Raw genomic sequence first — 22,153 nt, forward strand, 5'->3', positions numbered from 1 at the left:
CTCCCCGCCACAGGGGCATTCCCTTCAGATCAATGGTCAGACTAATCAGGCAAACACTGACCTGACGCAGTCTCTCTGTAACATTCTGCAACGATCATGGGCGACATTCCTTCCCTCGCTCAGGATTGTCCGCGCATGGCTACTCCCTCCCTGACCGCCAGCCCCGCCGCCAGCGGCAGGCCGGTCCTCGACAAGAAACCCGGTCCGTTCACCTATGTGGTGTTTTTCGCCGTGCTCGCCATGGGCATGCTGTTTACCGCTTACAGCCTGATGCACGACGTGCACGAACTGGGCACGGTGGTCACCACCTGGACGCCGTTTCTGCTGCTCGGTGTGGCGTTGCTGATTGCGCTGGGCTTTGAGTTCGTCAACGGTTTCCACGACACCGCCAACGCCGTGGCAACGGTGATCTACACCCACTCGCTGCCGCCGAATGTTGCCGTGGTCTGGTCGGGGTTCTTCAACTTTCTCGGGGTGCTGCTGTCGAGCGGTGCGGTGGCGTTCGGCATCATCGCGCTGCTGCCGGTGGAGCTGATTCTGCAGGTCGGTTCGTCCGCCGGTTTCGCGATGATTTTCGCCCTGCTGATCGCGGCGATCCTGTGGAATCTCGGCACTTGGTGGCTGGGCTTGCCGGCGTCGTCTTCGCACACCTTGATCGGCTCGATCATCGGCGTCGGCGTGGCGAATGCCCTGATGCATGGCCGCGACGGCACCAGCGGCGTGGACTGGGCGCAGGCGACCAAAATCGGCTACGCGCTGCTGCTGTCGCCGCTGGTGGGTTTCGGCTGCGCGGCGCTGTTGCTGCTGGCGTTGCGTGCGTTTGTGAAGAATCGCGCGCTGTACAAGGCCCCCGAAGGCAACACGCCGCCGCCGTGGTGGATTCGCGGTTTGCTGATCGTCACGTGTACTGGTGTGTCGTTCGCCCACGGGTCCAACGACGGCCAGAAAGGCATGGGCCTGATCATGCTGATTCTGGTCGGCACGCTGCCAATGGCCTACGCATTGAACCGAACCATGCCGGAAGAACAATCGCTGCAATTTGCCGCCGTGGCGCAAGTCACCCAACAAGCGCTGGTGAAAAGTGCCCCGCTGCCGGCGCCTGCCGATCCGCGTCCGATTCTCTCCGATTACGTACGCAGCAAGGAGCCCACGCCGCAACTGATCCCCGCCCTCGCCGCCCTGACCGGTCACATCGGCGAAGAAGTCAAAGGCTATGGTTCGCTGGCGAAAGTCCCGGCCGAAGCCATGGGCAACGTGCGCAACGACATGTACTTGGCGAGCGAAAGCATTCGCCTGATGGACAAAAACAAGGTCGGTAACTTCGACGCCGACACCGCCAACAAGCTGCAACTGTTCAAACAACAGATCGATAACGCCACGCGGTTTATTCCGCTGTGGGTGAAAATCGCCGTGGCCATCGCGCTGGGGCTCGGCACCATGGTTGGCTGGAAGCGCATTGTCGTGACCGTCGGCGAGAAGATCGGCAAGACCCACCTGACCTATGCGCAAGGTGCATCGGCGGAAACCGTGGCGATGCTGACCATTGGTGCGGCGGACATGTTCGGTTTGCCGGTGTCGACTACGCACGTGTTGTCTTCGGGTGTAGCGGGAACCATGGTTGCCAATGGCGGCGGCTTGCAGATGCGCACGATCCGCAATTTGTTGATGGCGTGGGTGTTGACGCTGCCGGCTGCGATTCTGTTGTCGGGCAGCTTGTACTGGCTGTTCACCCAGATTTTCTGACCCGGCGCCGGCCCCCTGTAGGAGTGAGCCTGCTCGCGATAGCGGTGTGTCAGACAAATTAATGTTGACTGACACACCGCTATCGCGAGCAGGCTCACTCCTACAATGGATTCACGTTGTTGATTAGAGCGTCGAACGAACGACATCGCTCAGCCAATCCATGAACACCCGCACCCGCAACGGCAAATGCCGTTGCCGCGCATACAGCAGCGAGATCGCCATCGGCGGCGCGGTGTATTGCGCCAGCACGCTCAGCAATTCGCCGTTCTCCAGATGCGGCTGCATGCCGGTGCGCGGCACCTGCGTCAGGCCGAAACCGCCCAGGCAGGCCGCTTCGTAGGCGTCGGTGCTGTTGACCGTGATGCTGCCGGCCATTGCCACCCGCCGCACCTCGCCCCCCGCCTCGTAGACGAAGCCTTCAGAACGTGAACCCAGCACGCCGACGTAATGCACCAACCGATGCTGCGCCAGGTCTTCCAGGGTCTGCGGCACGCCGTAGCGCTCCAGATACCCGGGGCTGGCGCAGTTGACCATCGGGAAATCGCCAAGATGCCGGGCGACGACGGATTGGTCAGGCTGCGCGCCGATGCGTAACACGCAATCGAAGCCCTCAGCGAGCAGATCCACGCGGCGATCGGTGCTGCTGATTTCCAGTTGCAGGTTCGGGTGACGGTCCATGAATTGCGGCAGGCGCGGCATGATCAACCGACGCGCGAGAATGTTCGGCATGTCGACGCGAATGCGTCCGGTCAATGAAGCTTCGTCCTGACGGAACAGCCCTTCGATCTCGTCCATGTGCGAGAGCAAATCCTTGCTGCGCTCATACAGCACCAAACCGTCCTGAGTCGCCTGCACCTTGCGCGTGGTGCGTTGCAGCAGACGCGTGCCGAGCAAGGTTTCGAGTGCCTGCACCTGCTCGGACACCGTGGAGCGCGGCAGGCCGAGGCTTTCGCCGGCCAGGGTAAAACTCGACAGTTCGCTGACCCGCACGAAGGTGCGCAGCAGTTCCAGTTTGTTCATGTGGGCCTCGGTGATTGTTCGGCCGAGCCGATCAGTGATTCCGCTTTCGCTGTGTTTATCACCTCAGGGCGGATAAATAAACTTCTTCCCATCGCCACTCACACTCGAGGAAGTCAGCATGAATCGCAAAATTGCATTGATCACCGGCGCCAGTCGTGGCTTGGGCCGAAGCGCCGCCCTGCACCTCGCCGCCCAAGGCATCGACATCATCGGCACTTACCACAGCCGCGCCGACGAGGCCCAGGCGCTGGTTGCGCAATTGCAGGCGCTCGGCGCCAGCGCGGCGATGCTGCAACTGGACGTCGGCCACAGCGAACACTTCGCCGCGTTTGCCGCACAGGTTGAAAAGACACTGGAGCAAACTTTCCAGCGTCAGCGCTTCGATTTCCTGATCAACAATGCCGGCATCGGCGTGCACGCGTTGTTCAGCGAAACCACCCCGGAGCAGTTCGACTTGCTGATGAACGTTCAGTTGAAAGGGCCGTTCTTCCTGACCCAGCAACTGCTTCCGCTGATCAATGATGGCGGCCGGATTATCAATATTTCCAGCGGCCTGACCCGCTTCAGCCTGCCCGGTTACGGCGCCTACGCGGCGATGAAGGGGGCGATGGAAGTGCTGACCCGGTATCAGGCCAAGGAATTGGGCGCGCGGCAGATTGGCGTGAATATCCTTGCGCCGGGCGCGATTGAAACCGACTTTGGCGGCGGTACAGTGCGCGATAACAGCGCCGTGAACGCGATGGTCGCCAGCAATACCGCGCTGGGTCGCGTGGGGCAGCCGGACGATATTGGCGGCGCACTGGCGTTGTTGTTGTCGCCGGGCGGACAGTGGATCAATGGCCAGCGGGTCGAAGCGTCCGGCGGCATGTTTCTCTGACTTTATGCACGATGACTAACCTTTGTGGCAAGGGGATTTATCCCCTCGCCACAGGTTTACCTCAGCTTTCACAAGCGCGGCGTGCCATGAAGCGCTCACGCAGCACGTCATAGCCCCAGTGATAGACATAGGTGTACGGCAGGAAAAACAGCAGCACGCCGATGTCGAGCAAAAACGCCTGCCACAGGCTGACCGACAGCCATGCGGCAATCAGCGGCACGCCCATCACGATCAACCCGCCTTCAAACAGTAACGCGTGGACCACGCGGACCCAGGCGTTATGCGCCACGTTCATACGCGCCAGCGCGCGGTCGAAAAAGCGGTTGAACACCACGTTCCAGGCCAGCGCCAGCAGGGCGATCAACACAGTCACCGCGCCCATGTCGAGCAACGGCTTTTGCATGATCCACGCCAGCAACGGGGTGCAGATGAGGATCGCGAGAAACTCGAAACCAACCGCCTGGAAAACACGTTCGGTGAGGGACTTTTGGGCAGTCATTGCCTGACTCCTTGCTGGAAGATGGTTGCCATGATCCACCCCTACCTCGATACTTCATAACCAATAACCATCGATCAAGGCGATAGTTCATGGCTTCGCAAGAAGTGCTGTTGGCGTTTGTGCAAGCGGCGACGCAAGGCTCGTTCTCCGCAGCGGCGCGTAAATTGGGGCGCAGCCAGTCGACCATCAGCGCGGCGGTCGCGAGCCTTGAGATCGATCTGGATTTGCAGCTGTTCGATCGCAGCAGCCGCAAGCCGACCCTGACGCCGGCCGGCCATGTGATGCTGCAAAAAGCCGAGGCGATTCTGGACGCCACCAATCGCCTGAAGATGAGCGCACGGCAGCTGTCTCAAGGCGTAGAGCCAAAACTCACCGTGGCGATTTCCGACACCTATCAGTCGTACCGCTTTGAGGCGGCACTGGTGGATTTCGAGCAGCGTTATCCGGAGCTTGAACTGGAATGTCTGATTGCCGAATGCGATGACTTGATCGAACTGGTCCAGCGCGGCCGCGCGCATCTGGCCTTTGCCGAGATGCAGGACAACTACCCGCCCGATCTGGTGACCTCGACGGTGGCCGAGCGCACGGAGATCGCCTTGTTCGTCAATCGCGAGCATCCGTTGGCGCGGCTTGAGCAGGTCGATCAACAGACCCTTGAGCAACATCGCGAGCTGCGCCTGGCGACCATCGTCAACCCCTACGACAGTCGCGGCAAAGGCCGTGTGTGGTCGGCGCCGAGCTATCTGATGTTGCTGGAAATGGCGGAAAAAGGCTTTGGCTGGGCGCCGTTGCCGAGGTGGCTGGTGCAGCGTTACGCCAACGATTTGCTGATAGAGCTCGATGTGCGCGGCTGGCCGAAACCGGTGTTTGTCGATGCCTTGTGGTCGCGGCTGTATCCGCCGGGGCCGGCGGGAAGCTGGTTGCTCAGCAAGATGCTTGAATGAGCGGCGCTGCCATTCGCGAGCAGGCTCGCTCCCACCCTTGAGTGCGATCACCAGTGGGAGCGAGCCTCCCAAAATTGAAATGCGATCAACTGTGGGAGCGGGCTTGCTCGCGAAGAGGCCGGCCCTGCAGTTAAAGAATTCAGATCAATCCAGTTCCCTCAGTCGCCCCTCGATAAACCGCCGCTCCGGCTCCAGCCGAGTCAGCTGCAACGCCCGCTGATACGCCGCCCGCGCCTCTTCCACCCGCCCCAACTGTCGACAAAACTCCGCCCGCGCCGAATGCGCCAGGTGATAATCCTGCAATTCTCCGCGTCCCAGAATCCCTTCAATCAACAACAACCCGGCCAACGCCCCATCACGCTTGGCCACCGCCACCGCCCGGTTCAATTCGATAACTGGCGACGGCAGCGCGCGCAGCAACACGTCATACAGCCCGACGATCTGCTGCCAGTCGGTTTGCGCCGCCGAAGACGCTTCGGCATGCACCGCAGCGATTGCCGCCTGCAAGCAATACGGCCCGAACCGCCGCGTGCTCAGTGCCCGTTCAACCAGTGCACAACCTTCAGCGATCAACCCGGCATCCCAGCGCGACCTGTCCTGGTCGTCCAGCAGCACCAGCTCGCCACTGGGTGAAGTGCGCGCCGGGCGACGCGATTCGTGCAACAGCATCAACGCCAGCAGCCCCATCACTTCCGGTTCTGGCAGCAGCTCCATGAGCAAGCGCCCCAGCCGAATGGCTTCGCGAGTCAGCTCATCGCGGGTCAGTTCGGCGCCGACCGACGCCGAATAGCCTTCGTTGAACACCAGATAAATCACCCGTAACACACTGTCGAGACGCTCCGGCAGTTCGCTCAGGCCGGGGACTTGATAAGGGATTTTCGCGTCGCGAATCTTGGCTTTCGCACGGACGATGCGCTGGGCAATCGCCGCCGGTGCCGAGAGGAAAGCCCGGGCAATTTCTTCGGTGGTCAGGTCGCAGACTTCGCGCAAGGTCAGCGGCACCTGCGCATCCGCCGCCAGCGCCGGGTGGCAGCAGGTGAAGATCAGCCGCAAGCGATCGTCTTCCACATCCTCACCACTCCAGTCGGCCTGTTCGAGCTCTTCCAGTTGCGCCAGCAACAACGGCTGCGAAGCCTTGAACCGCGCCCGCCGACGCAACACATCAATGGCCTTGAACCGTCCCGTGGAGACCAGCCAGGTACGCGGATTATCCGGCACGCCGTCGCGCTGCCAACGTTCGACCGCGACGAAGAACGCCTCGTGCAAGGCCTCTTCAGCAAGGTCGAAATCACCGAGCAGGCGAATCAGTGTCGCCAGAATCCGCCGCGAGTCTTGGCGATAGACCTGCTCGACTCGCGCCCGGACCTCAGACATTCAACTGCCGCACCGGGCGTACTTCAACGCTGCCGACCCGGGCCGCCGGAATGTTGCCGGCGACCTGGATGGCTTCGTTGAGATCCTTGGCGTCGATCAGGTAGAAACCGGCCAATTGCTCCTTGGTTTCGGCGAACGGGCCATCGGTGATCGACAGCTTGCCGTTACGCATCCGTACCGTGGTCGCGGTCTGCACCGACTCCAGCGCTTCGGCGGCGATCATCCGCCCGCTGCCCTGGATCGACTCGGCATAGGCCCAGCACTCGGCGTCTTCCGGGCTGTCGGGCGAGGTGTGCAGCAGGCGCTCGTCACTGTAGACCAGGCATAGGTATTTCATGGCGTTCTCCTGATTCGAACGGATCAACTATGGCTGAAGATCAGGGTTGCACATCGAACAGCGTCGCGCCGCTCATCGGATCGAACGGTGCCGACCAGTGCTCATGGACGATTTTCCACGCTCCGCCAACCTGCCGATAACAGGCGGTGACGCGCATCCAGCAGCTCTGGGTTTCGCCCTTGTCGTTGGTGCCGCCGCAGTTGGCGACCCAATGGGCGAAGGCGATGTTATCGGCGCTCTCGATCGCCATTTCGTGGAACTCGAAAACGTGCGGGCCGGGGCACATTTCCATGCAATCGACCCAGTGCGCGCGATAGGCCGCCTTGCCCTTGAATTGCAGGGCCTTGATCGCGTCGAACGAAACGATGTCGTCGGCGTATAGGGCCATGACTTTTTCCACGTCCTTGGCCATCACCGCTTCGCGGTACGTATCGATCAGGGTCTGGATTTCGGTGTGTGCGCTCATGGTGTTCTCCGTGGTTTTTGTTGGGAAGACACCCTTAGTCGTTTGCCCTTCTTGCGGATCGACAGGCCAAACAAAATAAATTCGCGCGGGACAAAATCGCTAGAATCCGAGGCTCACTCTCTGTAGGAAAAAGGAAATTCCCGTGTCAGCCCAACTCGTGCCCTACGACAGCCTCAGCCCGTTACAGCGTCAGCAAGTCGAGGCGATTGAAATCCACGCCGAGCAGATCAAATTTTCCGGCGATATCCACGGCGCCTTACACACGCTGCTGTCGAAACCCGGCCCCGGCGTGAAAGGTTTTGCCTTGTTGGCAGAAGACGTGCCGGTGGCCTTTCTGCTGCTCAAGCGCCCGCCAGTGTTACCGGAATGGGCCAACGAGCACAGCGCCACATTGCATGCGTTGCAGGTCGATCGCCGGGCGCAGGGCAAGGGCTATGGCAAGGCCTGCCTGCAAGCGCTGCCCGAGGTTGCGCGCGCCGCGTGGCCGGAGATCAAAGGACTGGAATTGTCGGTAGACGCCGACAACGAAGCGGCGATTGCGCTGTACGCCAAGCACGGCTACGTCGACAGCGGCGAAGCGTACAAGGGGCGAGTCGGTTATGAACGGCGCATGGGCCTGTTTTTCCCTGCCGTCGAGGGAGGCGCGGATGATTGATTCGATTCAAGCGCTGGAAGCCATTTACGGCTTGCCGCATGAGCGGGCGATGCGCAAGCAGATCGGTTTTCTCAACGAGGATTATCAGGCGATGGTGCGGCTGTCGCCGCTGGTGATCGTCAGTTCAGTGGGGGCCGACGGCCTGGACAATTCGCCACGCGGCGACAAGCCCGGTTTTGTCCGGATCCTTGATGAGCGCACGCTGGCCCTGCCGGACCGCCCGGGCAACAACCGCATCGATACCCTGCGCAATGTGCTGCACGATCCGCGCGTGTCGTTGCTGTTCATCATTCCGGGAATCGGCGAAACGTTGCGGGTCAATGGCACGGCCGTGATCAGCGATGATCCGGCATTGCTTGAGAGCTTTGCAGTGAACGGCAAACCGGCAAAAACCGTGTTGCTGGTGACGGTGGAAGCGGCATTCTTTCATTGCTCGAAAGCGTTTGTGCGCTCGGATGCGTGGAATCCCGAGACGCACGTACCACGCTCCGCCCTGCCCTCTGCCGGCGCGTTTCACAAGCGCCTTAATGACGGCGAGTTCGACGCAGAAAGCTACGACCGGGAAGCGCCGAAACGGGTTATCGACTCCCTTTACTGACCCACCACAATCCCTTGTAGGAGTGAGCCTGCTCGCGATAGCGGGGTGTCAGTCAACATTGATTTGTCTGGCACCCCGCTATCGCGAGCAGGCTCACTCCTACAGTTTTGGAGCGGCGCTGTGGTTCAGAGGGTCAGGATCATCTCATGCCACGCCATGCCGCCATGCTCGGACTCGGAGGGTTTGATGTAGGCAAAGCCGAACCCGGCATACAACGGAATATGCTGTTCCTTGCACATCAAATGAATCGTCGCTTTATCCATCCCGCGCATGCGCTCGATGAACTCGGCCAGCAAACGCTTGGCCAGACCTTGCCCTTGATAATCCGGATGCACCACGACGGACATGATCACCACGTTCGGGCCTTTCGGGTCGTGGCCGATCAGCTCCTTGAACGCCTCGTCGGACATCTGCACATCAAACGCCGCGCCTGAATTGATAAAACCAGCCACCACGCCGTCCACTTCGGCGACGATAAAACCGTCCGGCCAAGTGGCAATGCGTGTGGCGATCTTTTCGCGGGTGGCAGCTTCGTCGCCTTCGTAGGCGACGGTTTCGATGGCGTAGCAGCGGTCCAGGTCGGCGGCGCTGACGTTGCGGATAACGGTGTTCATGGCAACTCGAAAATCGGCGAAGTTAAGACTGCCAAGCATAAAGCAGAATAACCGGGGCGGACATGATCCGCCTCGATTCGCGCTTCCATCAGGCCTTGATCGGCAACCAGATTTCCAGGGTGCCGGTGTTGAGTTTCGGGTTGAAGTCTTCGCTGTAACGCTCGAACTCCGGCGCGTCTGCCGCTTCCTGCCCCGACTGCGGCAGCCAGGTATTCCAGATGTACTGGAAGGTGTCGGGGAGTTGCGTCAGTGGCCCTTTGTGCTCGAACACCGCATATTTTTGCGGCTGAATTTCAACCCAACGGTATTTCTCGGGCAGATCGTCGAGCTTGTCGATTTGCACACCGGCGATGTATTCGAATCCGCCCTCGCCGTCCGCGTTGCAACACACGCCGTAGGTCACTTCACCGACCTGGGCGGGGATTCTCCCCAGATGCGGAATCAGCTTTTCCCACAACGCCGGGATGTCTTCGGTGGTGTCTTGGGTAAATCGTCCACCGAACCCGGCGATCAGCAGAAACTGACCATGTTCGAAACGAGGTTCGGCCACTTCGACGCGTGTTTGCTCATCCATGACGCGACTCCTTTGTTCAGAAAAGTGGATTCGGCTGGGAGTATAGAAAGCCGAAGCCGTTTCGCACGGTTACAGCGAATGCAACTGCTCGACGGCGCCTGAGCCGACAAACTCGTTATAGCCCGATACGATCACGTACACCGCGAAATAGCAGAAGATCGCCGCTGATGCCAGATAGGAATAGCGCAGCAGCTTATCGCCCAGCAACTTGCCGCCGTGGCTCGCGGCAAAGCACAAACCGGCCGACCACAGCAGACCCGCGCAGAGAAAACCACCGAGAAACAGCGCCGAACTCAACGGGCCACCGCCACCGGAACGTGCAATCAACGTACCGCCGACAGCGGCAAACCAGAGGATCGCGCTCGGCGACGACATGGCGAGAAAAATGCCGCGAAAGAACTCCTTGCGATGGGAGTTCTGCCCCACTTCCGCCGTTTCCGCCAGCAGCGCTTCATGATGAATCGCCGAATAGATCATCTTCGCTGCAAAGTAGATCAGCAGCGCCGAACCACCGATCCACAGCACCCAGCGTACGCTTTCGTATTGCAGGAGGACGGTCATGCCGGCCAGCGCCAGCACCGCGTAGATCAGGTCCCCGACGCAAGTGCCGAGGCCCAGTGCGAAGCCCTGAAAATAGCCGCGCTGCATCGCCAGGGTGATCATCGCAATGTTGGCCACGCCGATGTCCAGGCACAGCGAAAGGCTCAGCAAGAAGCCGCTGGTGAATTCCATTGACCGATTTCCTTCGGAGAAAAATGTTTAAAAGCGCGCTGGACAGTATGCCATCACCACCGCTATCTTCCGCCACAGGTCACCGCAGTGACCAGCGTCGCTCGGACGGTTCCGGGCGCTTACGTTATCCGAGGCAACAATGGCCGAACAAGGTTCGCCGCGCCGCTTTGCGCGCATTGATCGACTCCCCCCTTACGTTTTCAACATCACCGCCGAGCTGAAGATGGCCGCGCGACGTCGTGGTGAAGACATCATCGACCTGAGCATGGGCAACCCCGACGGCGCCACGCCGCCGCACATTGTCGAAAAACTCGTACAAGTTGCTCAACGCGAAGACACCCACGGTTACTCGACGTCCAAGGGCATTCCGCGCCTGCGCCGGGCGATTTCCAACTGGTACAAGCAGCGCTACGAGGTCGACATCGACCCGGAAAGCGAAGCCATTGTCACCATCGGCTCCAAGGAAGGCCTGGCGCACTTGATGCTGGCGACCCTGGACCAGGGCGACACGGTGCTGGTGCCGAACCCGAGCTATCCGATTCATATCTACGGCGCAGTGATCGCCGGCGCCCAGGTGCGTTCAGTGCCGCTGGTGCCTGGCGTGGATTTCTTTGACGAACTGGAACGCGCCATTCGCGGCTCGATCCCCAAGCCGAAAATGATGATCCTCGGTTTCCCGTCGAACCCGACCGCGCAATGCGTGGAGCTGGATTTCTTCGAACGGGTGATCGCCCTCGCCAAGCAATACGACGTGCTGGTCATTCACGACCTGGCTTACGCCGACATCGTCTACGACGGCTGGAAAGCCCCGTCGATCATGCAGGTGCCCGGGGCCAAGGACATTGCGGTGGAGTTTTTCACCCTGTCCAAGAGCTACAACATGGCCGGCTGGCGCATCGGTTTCATGGTCGGTAATCCGGAGCTGGTCAGCGCCCTGGCGCGGATCAAGAGCTACCACGACTACGGCACCTTCACCCCGCTGCAAGTGGCGGCGATTGCCGCACTGGAAGGCGATCAGCAGTGCGTGCGCGACATCGCCGAGCAGTATCGTCAGCGCCGCAATGTGCTGGTCAAAGGCCTGCATGAACTGGGCTGGATGGTCGAAAACCCGAAGGCGTCGATGTATGTCTGGGCAAAAATTCCCGAGGCTTATGCTCACTTGGGTTCGCTGGAATTTGCCAAGAAACTGCTGGCCGAAGCCAAGGTCTGCGTCTCGCCGGGTGTGGGCTTCGGCGAGTATGGCGACGATCACGTGCGCTTTGCGCTGATCGAAAACCAGGACCGGATTCGCCAGGCCGTGCGCGGGATTCGCGGGATGTTCAGGGCGGATGGCTTCAACCCGAAATCCAACTGACACACTGCACAACTGTGGCGAGGGAGCTTGCTCCCGCTCGGCTGCGCAGCAGTCGAAAATCCGGCTCACTCGGTTTACCTGAACATTGGCGCGGGATGGTTTTGGGTCTGCTTCGCAGCCCTGCGGGAGCAAGCTCCCTCGCCACAGTAAACCGCGCAACCACGTAATGTTCACCCACAAAAAAACCGCATCGCTGCGGTTTTTTTGTGTCTGCAACGTGCCGCTTAAACGAACAGCGACAGCAGCAAGATAAAGCCCAACGCGACGATGGACAGGATGGTTTCCATCGCGGTCCAGGTCTTGAACGTCTCGGCCACGGTCATGTTGAAGTACTGCTTGACCAGCCAGAAACCGGCGTCGTTGACGTGGGACAGGATCAGCGAACCGGCACCGGTGGCGAGCACCAGCAGTTCACGGTTGACGCCCGGAATCATGCCAACGACCGGCACAACAATACCGGCGCCAGTGATGGTCGCCACGGTGGCAGAACCGGTCGCGATACGGATCACCGCCGCCACCAGCCACGCCAGGAGGATCGGCGAGATCTGCGCGCTGACCGCCATGTGGCCGATCACGTCGCCCACGCCGCTGGTCACCAGCATCTGCTTGAAGCCACCGCCGGCACCGATGATCAGAATGATCGCTGCGGTTGGCGCCAGGCTTGCGTCCAGCCATTTGAGCATCTGGTTGGAGCCGATGCCCTGCTTGTAGCCAAAGGTGTACAGCGACAGCAGCAACGCCAGCAGCAGTGCGGAGATCGGGTGACCGATCATGTCCATCCACAGGCGGAAGAAATTGCCGTCCGGCAGCGCCACGTCAGCGAAGGTTTTCAGCAGCATCAGGAACACCGGCAGCAGCACGGTCACCAGGGTAATGCTGAAGCTCGGCAGGATGGCCGAATCGTTTTCGCGGGCCAGTTGATCGACCAGTTCCTGATTCGGGTGACCGGGAATATGCTTGGCAATGAAGGTACCGAAGATCGGACCGGCAATGATGGCAGTCGGCAACGCGACGATCAGACCGTAGAGAATGGTCTTGCCGATGTCAGCGCCGAACACGCCGATGGCCAGCAGCGGACCCGGATGCGGTGGCACCAGACCGTGCACGGCAGACAAGCCGGCGAGCAGCGGGATACCGATCTTGATGATCGACACACCGGTGCGGCGCGCAACGATGAACACCAACGGAATCAGCAACACGAAACCAATTTCGAAGAACAGCGGAATGCCCACCAGGAACGCGGCGAACATCATCGCCCACTGAACCTTGTCTTTACCGAAGGCGCGGATCAGGGTCTGGGCGATCTGATCGGCCCCGCCCGATTCGGCCATCATTTTGCCGAGCATGGTGCCCAGCGCGAGGATGATGCCGACGAAACCGAGCACGCCACCGAAGCCATCCTGGAACGCCTTGATGATGGTGTTGATCGGCATGCCGGAAGTCAGGCCGAGGAACGCAGCGGCGATGGTCAGGGCAATGAAAGGGTGAATCTTGAATTTGGTGATCAGGATAATCAGGCCGATTACCGTGACCACTGCATCGAGCAGCAGGAACGTCTCGTGGGACATGCCAAACATGGGGGGTGTCTCCTGGATTGTTGTTGTTATTAAAGCGGGTTGAACAGAAGTCGGGAGGACAGCGCTGTCTTTTTCAACATACTCATACCGCCTGTTTCAGGCCGTGGGCCTGCCACCAGACGTGAGCCTGCAAGGCCAATTCCTCAACGCTGTGTACCGAGGCGTTGAGCGCAAGGGTCAGCGGCTCGCCCTTGGGCGATTCGAGGGTGGCGAACTGGCTTTCGATCAACGTCGCCGGCATGAAGTGGCCCGGGCGGTGCGATACACGCTCGGCGGCAACTTCCGGGGTCAATTCAAGAAACACGAAGCCCAGGCCCGGCAAGGCACTGCGCAGACGCTCGCGATAACTGTGTTTAAGCGCCGAGCAGGTCAGCACAGGGCGTTGACCGTCGGCATCGACACGACGCAGTTCATCGCACAGGCTGTCGAGCCAGCCGGCACGGTCGTCGTCGTTCAGGGGGATCCCCGCGCTCATCTTTTCGATGTTCGCGGCCGGATGAAAAGTATCGCCTTCAATGGCAGTGGCGCCGCTCAAATGGCACAGGGCCTGGCTGACGCACGTCTTGCCGCAACCGGCAACGCCCATGATGACCAGGGCGGTGATGGGATGACTCATATAACACCTCAGCGCGCAGACAGCGCTACCTTTGCTAGCTATGACTCTAGTGCACAGGCAGAAGTTGCCGACGCCTTCTTGTCGTTTTTTTGGGTTGCAGCAGGTTTTGTTCCCGATGCCAAAAAGCGAAGATCAGGCAGGACCTCGCTCACGCATTTGCAGCTGCATCAGGACAGCGCTACCTTAGTGCCTTGATTTTTGTTTGGCAAGCCACCCGATGACCACCCCTAAAAACGATAAAAATACCCGCACCACTGGCCGCCCCACCCTCAACGAAGTCGCCCGCCTGGCCGGTGTCAGCCCGATTACCGCCTCGCGCGCCTTGCGCGGCGTCAGCACCGTGGCCACCGAACTGGTGGAGAAAGTGCAAAAAGCCGCGCTCGAACTCAACTATGTAGTCAACCCTGCCGCGCGCGCGCTGGCCTCGGCGCAGAGCCATTCGGTGGTCGTACTGGTGCCGTCGCTCTCCAACCTGCTGTTCATCGACACGCTGGAAGCCATTCATCGGGTGTTGACGCCCAAGGGCTTCGAAGTGCTGATCGGCAACTTCCATTACTCGCGCGACGAAGAAGAAAACCTGCTGCGCAATTACATGGCTTATCACCCGCGCGGGTTTCTGCTGACCGGGTTTGATCGCACGGAAAGTTCGCGGCGAATGATCGAGGCGAGCAATATTCCCTGCGTGTACATGATGGAGCTGGACAGCGCTGCCGGGGTCAATTGCGTGGGCTTTTCGCAGCTCAGCGCCGGAGAAACGGCGGCCGAGCATTTGCTCTCCCGTGGACGCAAACGTCTGGCCTATATCGGCGCACAGCTCGATCAGCGCACCCTGCTGCGCGGTGAAGGGTTTCGCAAAGCGTTGCAGAAGGCCGGCCGCTACGACCCGGATCTGGAAGTGCTGACGCCGCGTTCTTCGTCGGTGGGATTGGGTGGCGAATTGTTTTTGCAATTGCTGGCCGCGCATCCGGACGTCGACGCGATCTTCTTTGGTAACGACGACCTCGCCCAGGGTGCGCTGCTGGAGGCCTTGCGCAATGGCATCAAGATTCCCGAGCAAGTGGCGATTCTCGGGTTCAACGATTTGCCGATGTCCGAACACATGGTGCCGCGTTTGAGCAGCATCAACACCCCGCGCGAAGCGATTGGTCGGCGGGCGGCGGAACAGATGCTGACGTTGATGGCCGGCAACAAAGTGGCGCGGCCGGTTGAGGACATGGGGTTTGAGCTGAAGGTTCGCGAGAGTACCTGACCCGAGATTCCTGTGGTGTTCATAAATGCTGGTTGAAACACTCCCCCTGTGGGAGCGGGCTTGCCCGCGAAGGCGTCGTGTCAGTTGGCATTCGCTTATCTGACACACCGCCTTCGCGAGCAAGCCCGCTCCCACAGGGAATCCCTACCAAATTCAGTGGCTGAGCAAGTCAACCAAGGCCTGCGCGCCCTTCTGCAACGGCTGGCTCTTGAGCCACACCGCATGCACCGGCATGACCAGCCCATTTTCAATGTTGCGAAAACTCAGCCGTTTCAACCGCCCGGCCTCCAGCCATGGCTGCACCACCGACAGCGGAAAGTTTCCCCAGCCCAACCCCGCCTCGACCATTTCCATCGCCGTCTCCAGGCTGTCCGTGCGCCAATACGATTCAGCCACCAACGGCCGGGTTTCACTGATCGGCAAGTCACGGCTGGCGACGATGATCTGCCGCACTTGAACCAGATCCTCCAGAAACACATCCCGCCCCTGCAACAGCGGACTGTCCGCCGCCAGTGTGGCGATCATGCGTTCGCTGCCGACGAACTGGAACTGCTCCAACACATTCACACTCAACCCGGCAAAGGCCAGGCACACACTGACCCGGCCGCTGTGCAACATCGCCAGCACATCATCTTGCGGGGCAGTCAGCACTTCGATGTCGAGCAACGGATGACGCTCGGCGATCAACTTGATCGCGAGCAGCAACCGCCGCCGATCAATGTCCGCAACCACGCCAATCGACAACTTGCTTTCCAGCCCCAGCGACAACTCCACCGCATGCACTCGCAACTGCTTGAGCTGCTCGGCGATCAATCGTGCGTGAGGCACCAGTGATTGCGCCATGGCGGTGGGCTGGGGTTCGCGATGGCTGCGGTCGAACAAGGCGTAGCCAAGCTCGGCCTCCAGGTTGGCGATGCCCATGCTCACCGCCGACGGCACTTTGCCCAGCTGCCGCGCGGCAGCGGAAAACGAGCCGCGTTCAATCACGGCGAGGAACAATTCGATGCTGTCGCTGTTGAAGCTCACACTCACCACCTATCAATAAAACTGAAAGCTACCGACTTTTTCTGTCAGCGCTATTGAAGCTATCTTTCGTCGCCTCCGCCAGCCCGGCTGGCCAAATATTCAGCAAGAAAGAGGCAAACCTGCATGCAAGGCGTGAAACGCAAACTGGTCTACGTGTCGCTCTACGAAGTGATCGGCATGACCTTCTCGGCCCTCGGCCTGGCGTTGTTGTCGGGCACATCGCCGGGCAGCACCGGGCCACTGGCGGTGATCATCACCACTATCGCCGTCACCTGGAATTTCATCTACACCTCGTTGTTCGAACACTGGGAAAGCCGCCAGATCTCACGCACCCGCACGGTGAAACGGCGTATCGCCCACGCCGTCGGTTTCCAACTGACCTTGATCGTGTTCCTGATTCCGTTGATTGCGTGGTGGATGAACATCAGTCTGGTGCAAGCGTTCCTGCTGGACCTGGCGCTGATCATTTTCATCCCGTGCTACACGTTTGCGTTCAACTGGCTGTTTGACCGGGTTTTCGGATTGCCCGCCTCGGCGCTGCCGGATGAGGCGGCTGCGGCCTGATGACCGGCAGGCACGACCAGGCGGCCGGTCTTGAGCACCTGCGGCCAACGGCTGCCGCAGGCGGCAAGCGCCGCCTCCCCCCGGCAGCCCTCTGCAGCTCCATAAGCTATTGAAATAAAAGACGTTGCGCATCAGGCACAGTAATTGCTCCGCAACTGCCACCCGCAATTACCTACAGGTCTACTCCTATGTTGGTCAGTGCCAAACAACAACAAATCATTCACCTGCCCAAAGCGTTGAACGACGATGCAACGTCCACGGCGGCGGCCGGTCTGCAAGGTGGTTTGCATGGGGCCATGCTGCAAACCCTGCAAAACCAGATACAGACACAAAACACCGAAACCAGCACCAAAGTGCAGGACTCGGCCACGCAGATCGCCACACAGCAAGTCAGTGAAGCCACGCGAATCAGCGACAACGTCGACGAAGCATTCGCCAAGACCCGCGTTGGCCTGCAATCGACTGACACTACGGTTGCCGCACGAACCGCGACTGATGAATTCAAGGATTACATGAGCAAGACGCCGGAACAGCGGCTGCGCGACAGCATCCTGCAAGAGTTGGGACTGACCGAAGACGATATCAAAGCCATGCCGCCAGAGAAGCAATTGGCGATCGGTAAAGAGATCGCCGAGCGCGTGCAGGATAAGATGAAGTTGGCACAAGCGGAAAAAGACAATGACGTGAAGGACAGTGACAAGCAGGCGGACAAGTTTCTGGCTGCGCTTTGATCTTTGAGTAAACCTTGAATCAATTGTGAGAGCGAGCCTGCTCGCCAACGTGCTGGATCAATCAACGTTGGTGTTGAATGCGCCGCCGTTTTCGCGAGCAGGCTCGCTCCCACAGGTTCTTCGCCGATCGGTAAGGATCAGTTCAACTGCAACGTCTCATTGAACTGACTGATCGCATCCACCACGTGCCGCGATCCCTGCTGGATCTCCAGAATCACCTCCCCCGCCTCGTTCGCCAGCTCCACGCCCAGCCCGGTGCGGCTCAGGCTCGATTGCATGCTCGACACGGCGCTCAGCGACAAGTCATGGTTCCTGCGTACCACATCGACAATTTCCAGGGTGGCCTGACTGGTTCGCGCCGCCAGGCTGCGCACCTCATCGGCCACGACGGCGAAACCGCGCCCGTGCTCACCGGCCCGCGCGGCTTCAATCGCAGCGTTGAGCGCCAGCAAATTGGTCTGATCGGCAATGCCGCGAATGGTCTGGACGATGCTGCCGATGATGTCCGACTGTTTGCTCACCGCATCAATGCTCACCGCCGCTTCATTCAGATCGCGGGAAATGTCCTGAATGATCTGTACGGTCTGCTGCACGACCTGTGAGCCTTTTTGCGCGCAGGCGTCGTTTTGTACCGAGGTGCTGTGGGCCGATTCCGCAGCATTCTGCAACGTGGTCATTTGCTGGGTGATGTCACTGGCGAACTTCACTACTTTGTACAACCGGCCCTTGGCGTCGAACAACGGGTTGTAAGACGCTTCGAGATAAACCATCTGCCCGGCCTTGTTCTTGCGCTCGAAGCGGTGCGAGTGATATTCGCCGCGGTTGAGCGAGGCCCAGAACGCCTTGTAGTGCGCTGATTCGGCTTCGGCGCGATGGCAAAACAGACTGTGGTGCTGGTCGACGATTTCGTTGAGCGAGTACTGCATGGTTTGCAAAAAGTTGTCGTTGGCCGTGATGACATTGCCTTGCGGGGTGAACTCGATGACGGCCATCGAGCGGCCGATCGCCGCGAGCATGGCTTCCTCTTCGTGTTGTTTGTTGATTCGCGCGGTAATGTCCGCTGCGACCTTGATCACACTTCTGACTTGCTTGTCGGGGCCATAGACCGGCATGTAACTGGCCTCAAGCCAGATTTCCCTGCCGCTCTTGTTCAAGCGCAGAAAAGTCCCGCTGAGTGGCTCGCCGCGGGCCAGATCGCGCCACAACCGGGCATAGTCTTCACTGCGATAAAACCCTTCTTCGCAGAATATCCGGTGGTGTTTGCCGCGCACTTCTTCGGCGCTGTAACCCATGGTCTTGCAGAAGTTTTCATTGGCATCCAGAACGATGCCTTCAGGGGTGAATTCGATCATCGCCATGGAACGGCTGATCGCCTCCAGCTTGGCGTTGGCCTCGGTCAAGGCGCAACTGAAGCGTTCAATCTGCTGCAAGTCAGCCTTGTGATGTAGGTTGAACATGGTTCTATCACCTTTCGCGCGATCTTTGGTTTGATGAAAGTGCGGGTCTTTCAAGATCTACCACTACGTTCCACAGAACAGGCACACGCCTTCCTCCACGGGGAGGAAGTTGTCAGGTGATAAATGATGATCAATCGGAGAGTCCATGCAGCGACGCTCTAATCAAGACATCCTTTTCTTGATAGCCCGCACGCGGGCCAGCCCTAACGCGTTGAAGAACTTCCATGTCAGAACCGCTCCTTGTTGGTTCAGTGTCGGTGCCTTGATTGCGCACTCTGCCAGCATGAATTCACACCAACCTGCGCACATGGCATGCCATGACGGTCGACATGGTTAGTTACCAGCAAGCATAGCCAGCCCGACGCCGGGCGCAAGGCCACTAGTCGGCCACTATCTGGCACTTTTTGCACAAGAAACGGTTCAGCGCAGCGGAGAAAAGGCTGCCGGGGCAGGCGCTTTCGCGAGCAGGCTCGCTCCCACAGGGGAAACGCATTCCGAATGTGGGAGCGAGCCTGCTCGCGAAGGCGCCATAAGAAGCGCTAGAAAAGATCAGAAACAACCTACAAGCCTGCAGTCACCCTGGCCGCCACTTCCCCCGGCACCCAAGCCGTCCAGACCTGCGGCTGATCACGCAAAAACGCCTCGGCCACCGCGCGCGGCTGCAATCGTTTTTCGCTCATTTTCGCCAAAGTCTGGTTCAACAGATCAATCGGCAGGTCGACTTTCTCGAAGACCGCGACCAACTCCGGGTACTGCGCCTTGAACGGTGCCGATACGCCAATCGCCAGGCTGGCCGGCATCGACCGCGTGCCCCGTGGATGGGGGTGGTTGGCATCGGCCAGGGTTTTCCACGCCTCGGCGTCGAAGGGCGGTTCCTCCAGCTTCACCAATTTGAACCGACCGAGCAGCGGCGTCGGTGACCAGTAATAGAACAGCACCGGTTTGCCGCGCTTGATCGACGATGCCACTTCGGCATCCAATGCCGCGCCGGAACCGGTGCGGAAGTTGACGTAACTGTCGGTCAGGGCATACGCCTTGAGTTTCTGGCTGTTGACGATTTCCGACGTCCAGCCGGTCGGGCTGTTGAGAAAACGCCCGCGTGAGGGATCTTCCGGGTCGCGGAACACGTCCTTGTAGCGCGGCAGATCAGCCACCGATTTCAGCTCTGGCGCGAGCGCTTTGATGCCGCGTTCGGGGTCGCCCTTGATCACGTACTCCGGCACCCACCAGCCTTCGGTGGCGCCTTTGACCGTGTCACCGAGGCCAAACACCTTGCCCTCGGCGGCCGCTTTGACCCACGCCGGACTGCGCCCGGCCCACTCCTCGCCGATCACCTGGATATCGTTTTTGGCCAGGGCCGCCTCGAGGCTGACGGTACTGCCGGGCAGCGTATCGGTCGGATAGCCGTAGCCTTTTTCGACGATCAGACGCAGCACTTCGGTAATGAAACTGCCGCTCTCCCAGGTGATATCGCCGAAGTGGATCGGCGCGTTTTTGTCTGCCGCTGAAACAGCGCCGACACTCAGGCTCAGCGCCAGCAGCGTACGGCCAAGCAGGGTTTTGATCGATCTCATGCGGACCTCTTTTCTTCCAGGAATTGATTGGTGCTGTGCCGGTCGCACAGCGCTTGAGAACGGGCCATGTACACGCTGACCGAACGCTGCGAGATGCCCAGTTCGGCAGCGATTTGCGGGTAGGTCAGGCCATCGATGCGCGCCAATAGAAAGGTCGAACGGACCTTGGCCGGCAAGCGATGCAGGCTGCGGTCGAGACGATCAAAGGTTTGCGAAAGTTGCACGAGGTCTTCAGGCGACTGGGCGAAATCGATATCAATCTGCTGCCGATACCGTCGCTCCAGCGCCGCACGCCGCCAGCGCTGATAAAGCAGGCGTTGGGCGATGGTTGTCAGCAAGGCGCGGGGTTCGCGAATCGCCGTCAGCGTCGGCGCTTCAAGCAATTGCGCGAAGGTCTCCGCGGCAATGTCTTCAACGCTGGCGGCGTCCGGCAGATGCCGGCGCAAAAATGTGCAGAGCCAGCGATAGTGGGCGCGAAACAGGCCGTCCACAGTATGGCGATGGGAAAGGTCGGCGCCGGACATAGGGGCTCCTGGGTAAGGGGTCGCTGAATGTCCGGTCGTCCGGTGGCGCGATCGTAGCGTGGCGCCTTATTCTTTATAAATATTTATATTTCATTCTTATATTCCACAAAGAAATATAGCCCGCCGTGCTCTAGCGTAATCGCCCATAGCCCAGAACTTCAGCCTCCTGCTGATAGTCGAGCAAAACCTGATAGTCGCCCTCACTGGCCGCCATCACCTCGGCCAGCCCCAAGGTTTGCGCCACCTCAGGCAGTTCGCGCAAGGCCTGATTCATCACCTGCCGTAACACCTCGACTTGAGCGTCCGTCGCGCTGGCAACGGTGATAAACGGCAACGTCGGACTGACAGCGCTGCGCGCGACCACACTCAATCCGGCCACTTCATGCGCGGCGTGCCGGGCCAGAAAGGCGTAGGTGACGCTGTCGATGGCAGCCAGATCTGCGTGATTTTCGCGCAGCCAGCGCAAGCTTTCACGGTGACCGCCGCTGAGGCCGACCGACCCGAAGAACTGCCCGTGCCGATGCAACGGCGCCAGGCGCTGACGAAACAGATTCATCCCGCTGTTGGAGTCCTCGCTGTTGATCACGGCGCGACTGTTGCGAAAGTCCGCGAGCTGTTTTCGCGGATCGTCAGCGCGGCCAAGAATAAGGCTGCAATGGTCGCCGGCGCTGGCGTCGGGCAGTTCATAGCGTGGCCGGCCGATGACTCGGACCGTGCCGCGTAACGCCGTCATCAGCGGATACCCGCAGGTTTGCGTGAGCAGCAGGTGCGGTGATCGCCAGAGCTCGGGCAGCGATAGATGGGTCGCGTCGAGACGGCTGTGGCCCAGGTGTTCAAGGATGCGTTTAAGCCATAGTTCGTTGGCCAGGCGGATGGGCTCGGGGGCTGGGTACATCAGCAGTTCGGCGTGGTGTAGGGCCATCGAAGCGTTTCCATACAATGAAATTCCATGTGGGAGCGAGCCTGCTCGCGAAAGCGGTATATCAGCAAAAAATGTCCTGAATGGGACACAGCCTTCGCGAGCAGGCTCGCTCCCACAGGGTTTTGG

At 60.0% G+C, this 22,153-nt stretch carries 24 protein-coding genes; 9 read left to right on the plus strand and 15 right to left on the minus strand.

Going from position 1 to position 22,153, the window contains the following annotated elements:
• The first annotated feature begins 135 nt into the window (after positions 1-135).
• On the plus strand, positions 136-1,743 hold the full coding sequence (locus HU743_RS08555) for an inorganic phosphate transporter (protein WP_186648102.1): 1,608 nt from the start codon (positions 136-138) through the stop codon (positions 1,741-1,743).
• Between the two features lie 123 nt (positions 1,744-1,866).
• On the opposite strand, the gene HU743_RS08560 is transcribed toward HU743_RS08555, so the two are convergent.
• Positions 1,867-2,763 carry a LysR family transcriptional regulator gene (locus HU743_RS08560; RefSeq protein WP_186551488.1) on the minus strand — a complete coding sequence of 299 codons (897 nt, stop codon included), beginning with the start codon at positions 2,761-2,763 and terminating at the stop codon, positions 1,867-1,869.
• Between the two features lie 118 nt (positions 2,764-2,881).
• On the opposite strand from HU743_RS08560, the gene HU743_RS08565 reads away from it, so the two are divergent.
• Positions 2,882-3,640, plus strand: coding sequence for an SDR family oxidoreductase (locus tag HU743_RS08565; RefSeq protein ID WP_186634802.1), 759 nt, complete (start codon positions 2,882-2,884; stop codon positions 3,638-3,640).
• 61 nt (positions 3,641-3,701) lie between these two features.
• Here HU743_RS08565 and HU743_RS08570 read toward each other — a convergent pair whose 3' ends face one another.
• Positions 3,702-4,139 carry a multidrug/biocide efflux PACE transporter gene (locus HU743_RS08570; RefSeq protein WP_186551490.1) on the minus strand — a complete coding sequence of 146 codons (438 nt, stop codon included), beginning with the start codon at positions 4,137-4,139 and terminating at the stop codon, positions 3,702-3,704.
• A gap of 89 nt (positions 4,140-4,228) precedes the next feature.
• On the opposite strand from HU743_RS08570, the gene HU743_RS08575 reads away from it, so the two are divergent.
• Positions 4,229-5,083 (plus strand): LysR family transcriptional regulator, encoded by an 855-nt coding sequence (locus HU743_RS08575; RefSeq protein WP_186648104.1) that lies wholly within the window; start codon positions 4,229-4,231, stop codon positions 5,081-5,083.
• Between the two features lie 144 nt (positions 5,084-5,227).
• Here the strand turns inward: HU743_RS08575 and HU743_RS08580 are convergent, their stop codons facing one another.
• From HU743_RS08580 to HU743_RS08590, 3 genes are read right to left on the minus strand one after another with little or no spacing between them, the layout of a single operon-like run.
• The gene (locus HU743_RS08580) at positions 5,228-6,457 is read right to left on the minus strand and encodes an RNA polymerase sigma factor (protein WP_186648106.1); all 1,230 of its coding nucleotides are present in this window, start codon (positions 6,455-6,457) and stop codon (positions 5,228-5,230) included.
• The gene (locus tag HU743_RS08585) at positions 6,450-6,794 is read right to left on the minus strand and encodes a YciI family protein (protein WP_095181502.1); all 345 of its coding nucleotides are present in this window, start codon (positions 6,792-6,794) and stop codon (positions 6,450-6,452) included. The genes HU743_RS08580 and HU743_RS08585 overlap by 8 nt, the downstream gene beginning before the upstream one ends.
• Positions 6,795-6,834: 40 nt before the next feature.
• Positions 6,835-7,260 carry a nuclear transport factor 2 family protein gene (locus HU743_RS08590; RefSeq protein WP_186648108.1) on the minus strand — a complete coding sequence of 142 codons (426 nt, stop codon included), beginning with the start codon at positions 7,258-7,260 and terminating at the stop codon, positions 6,835-6,837.
• Between the two features lie 142 nt (positions 7,261-7,402).
• Here HU743_RS08590 and HU743_RS08595 point away from each other — a divergent pair, with 142 nt between their 5' ends.
• On the plus strand, positions 7,403-7,915 hold the full coding sequence (locus HU743_RS08595; RefSeq protein ID WP_186648109.1) for a GNAT family N-acetyltransferase: 513 nt from the start codon (positions 7,403-7,405) through the stop codon (positions 7,913-7,915).
• Positions 7,908-8,513, plus strand: a complete 606-nt coding sequence (locus HU743_RS08600) for a pyridoxamine 5'-phosphate oxidase family protein (protein WP_186648111.1) — start codon at positions 7,908-7,910, stop codon at positions 8,511-8,513. Before HU743_RS08595 ends, HU743_RS08600 begins: the two co-directional genes overlap by 8 nt.
• A gap of 125 nt (positions 8,514-8,638) precedes the next feature.
• On the opposite strand, the gene HU743_RS08605 is transcribed toward HU743_RS08600, so the two are convergent.
• The 3 genes from HU743_RS08605 to HU743_RS08615 form a co-directional block, all read right to left on the minus strand.
• Positions 8,639-9,127, minus strand: a complete 489-nt coding sequence (locus HU743_RS08605) for a GNAT family N-acetyltransferase (RefSeq protein ID WP_186648113.1) — start codon at positions 9,125-9,127, stop codon at positions 8,639-8,641.
• An 88-nt stretch (positions 9,128-9,215) separates the two neighbouring features.
• Positions 9,216-9,701, minus strand: coding sequence for a GyrI-like domain-containing protein (locus HU743_RS08610; RefSeq protein ID WP_186648115.1), 486 nt, complete (start codon positions 9,699-9,701; stop codon positions 9,216-9,218).
• 69 nt (positions 9,702-9,770) lie between these two features.
• A complete protein-coding gene (locus HU743_RS08615; RefSeq protein ID WP_186550664.1) occupies positions 9,771-10,433 on the minus strand; it encodes a LysE family translocator in 663 nt (220 codons plus the stop codon).
• A gap of 139 nt (positions 10,434-10,572) precedes the next feature.
• Here HU743_RS08615 and alaC point away from each other — a divergent pair, with 139 nt between their 5' ends.
• A complete protein-coding gene (gene alaC / locus HU743_RS08620) occupies positions 10,573-11,787 on the plus strand; it encodes an alanine transaminase (protein ID WP_186648117.1) in 1,215 nt (404 codons plus the stop codon).
• Between the two features lie 224 nt (positions 11,788-12,011).
• Here alaC and HU743_RS08625 read toward each other — a convergent pair whose 3' ends face one another.
• Entirely contained in the window at positions 12,012-13,364 is a 1,353-nt protein-coding gene (locus tag HU743_RS08625; protein WP_186550660.1) for a GntP family permease, read from the minus strand.
• Positions 13,365-13,446: 82 nt separating this feature from the next.
• The gene (locus tag HU743_RS08630; RefSeq protein WP_186623921.1) at positions 13,447-13,980 is read right to left on the minus strand and encodes a gluconokinase; all 534 of its coding nucleotides are present in this window, start codon (positions 13,978-13,980) and stop codon (positions 13,447-13,449) included.
• 217 nt (positions 13,981-14,197) lie between these two features.
• On the opposite strand from HU743_RS08630, the gene HU743_RS08635 reads away from it, so the two are divergent.
• Positions 14,198-15,229: a LacI family DNA-binding transcriptional regulator gene (locus HU743_RS08635; RefSeq protein ID WP_186648119.1), complete on the plus strand. Its 1,032-nt coding sequence runs from the start codon at positions 14,198-14,200 to the stop codon at positions 15,227-15,229.
• Positions 15,230-15,382: 153 nt separating this feature from the next.
• Here HU743_RS08635 and HU743_RS08640 read toward each other — a convergent pair whose 3' ends face one another.
• Positions 15,383-16,255 (minus strand): LysR substrate-binding domain-containing protein, encoded by an 873-nt coding sequence (locus tag HU743_RS08640; RefSeq protein WP_186634767.1) that lies wholly within the window; start codon positions 16,253-16,255, stop codon positions 15,383-15,385.
• 123 nt (positions 16,256-16,378) lie between these two features.
• On the opposite strand from HU743_RS08640, the gene HU743_RS08645 reads away from it, so the two are divergent.
• Both HU743_RS08645 and HU743_RS08650 read left to right on the plus strand, forming a co-directional pair.
• Positions 16,379-16,819 (plus strand): PACE efflux transporter, encoded by a 441-nt coding sequence (locus tag HU743_RS08645; protein WP_186648121.1) that lies wholly within the window; start codon positions 16,379-16,381, stop codon positions 16,817-16,819.
• A gap of 188 nt (positions 16,820-17,007) precedes the next feature.
• On the plus strand, positions 17,008-17,550 hold the full coding sequence (locus HU743_RS08650) for a hypothetical protein (RefSeq protein ID WP_186648123.1): 543 nt from the start codon (positions 17,008-17,010) through the stop codon (positions 17,548-17,550).
• A gap of 137 nt (positions 17,551-17,687) precedes the next feature.
• Here HU743_RS08650 and HU743_RS08655 read toward each other — a convergent pair whose 3' ends face one another.
• The 4 genes from HU743_RS08655 to HU743_RS08670 all read right to left on the minus strand — a co-directional run bounded on the left by HU743_RS08655 (position 17,688) and on the right by HU743_RS08670 (position 22,027).
• Complete coding sequence (locus HU743_RS08655) at positions 17,688-19,007, minus strand: methyl-accepting chemotaxis protein (protein WP_186648125.1); 1,320 nt, start codon at positions 19,005-19,007, stop codon at positions 17,688-17,690.
• Positions 19,008-19,567: 560 nt separating this feature from the next.
• Complete coding sequence (locus HU743_RS08660) at positions 19,568-20,581, minus strand: ABC transporter substrate-binding protein (protein WP_186648127.1); 1,014 nt, start codon at positions 20,579-20,581, stop codon at positions 19,568-19,570.
• Complete coding sequence (locus HU743_RS08665) at positions 20,578-21,105, minus strand: sigma-70 family RNA polymerase sigma factor (RefSeq protein WP_186648129.1); 528 nt, start codon at positions 21,103-21,105, stop codon at positions 20,578-20,580. Before HU743_RS08665 ends, HU743_RS08660 begins: the two co-directional genes overlap by 4 nt.
• 130 nt (positions 21,106-21,235) lie before the next feature.
• Positions 21,236-22,027 carry a PhnD/SsuA/transferrin family substrate-binding protein gene (locus tag HU743_RS08670; RefSeq protein ID WP_186648130.1) on the minus strand — a complete coding sequence of 264 codons (792 nt, stop codon included), beginning with the start codon at positions 22,025-22,027 and terminating at the stop codon, positions 21,236-21,238.
• Positions 22,028-22,153 lie beyond the last annotated feature (126 nt).

The sequence above is a fragment of the Pseudomonas sp. SWRI99 genome (genome assembly GCF_014270125.1).
Classification (GTDB): Bacteria; Pseudomonadota; Gammaproteobacteria; order Pseudomonadales; family Pseudomonadaceae; genus Aquipseudomonas; species Aquipseudomonas hamedanensis.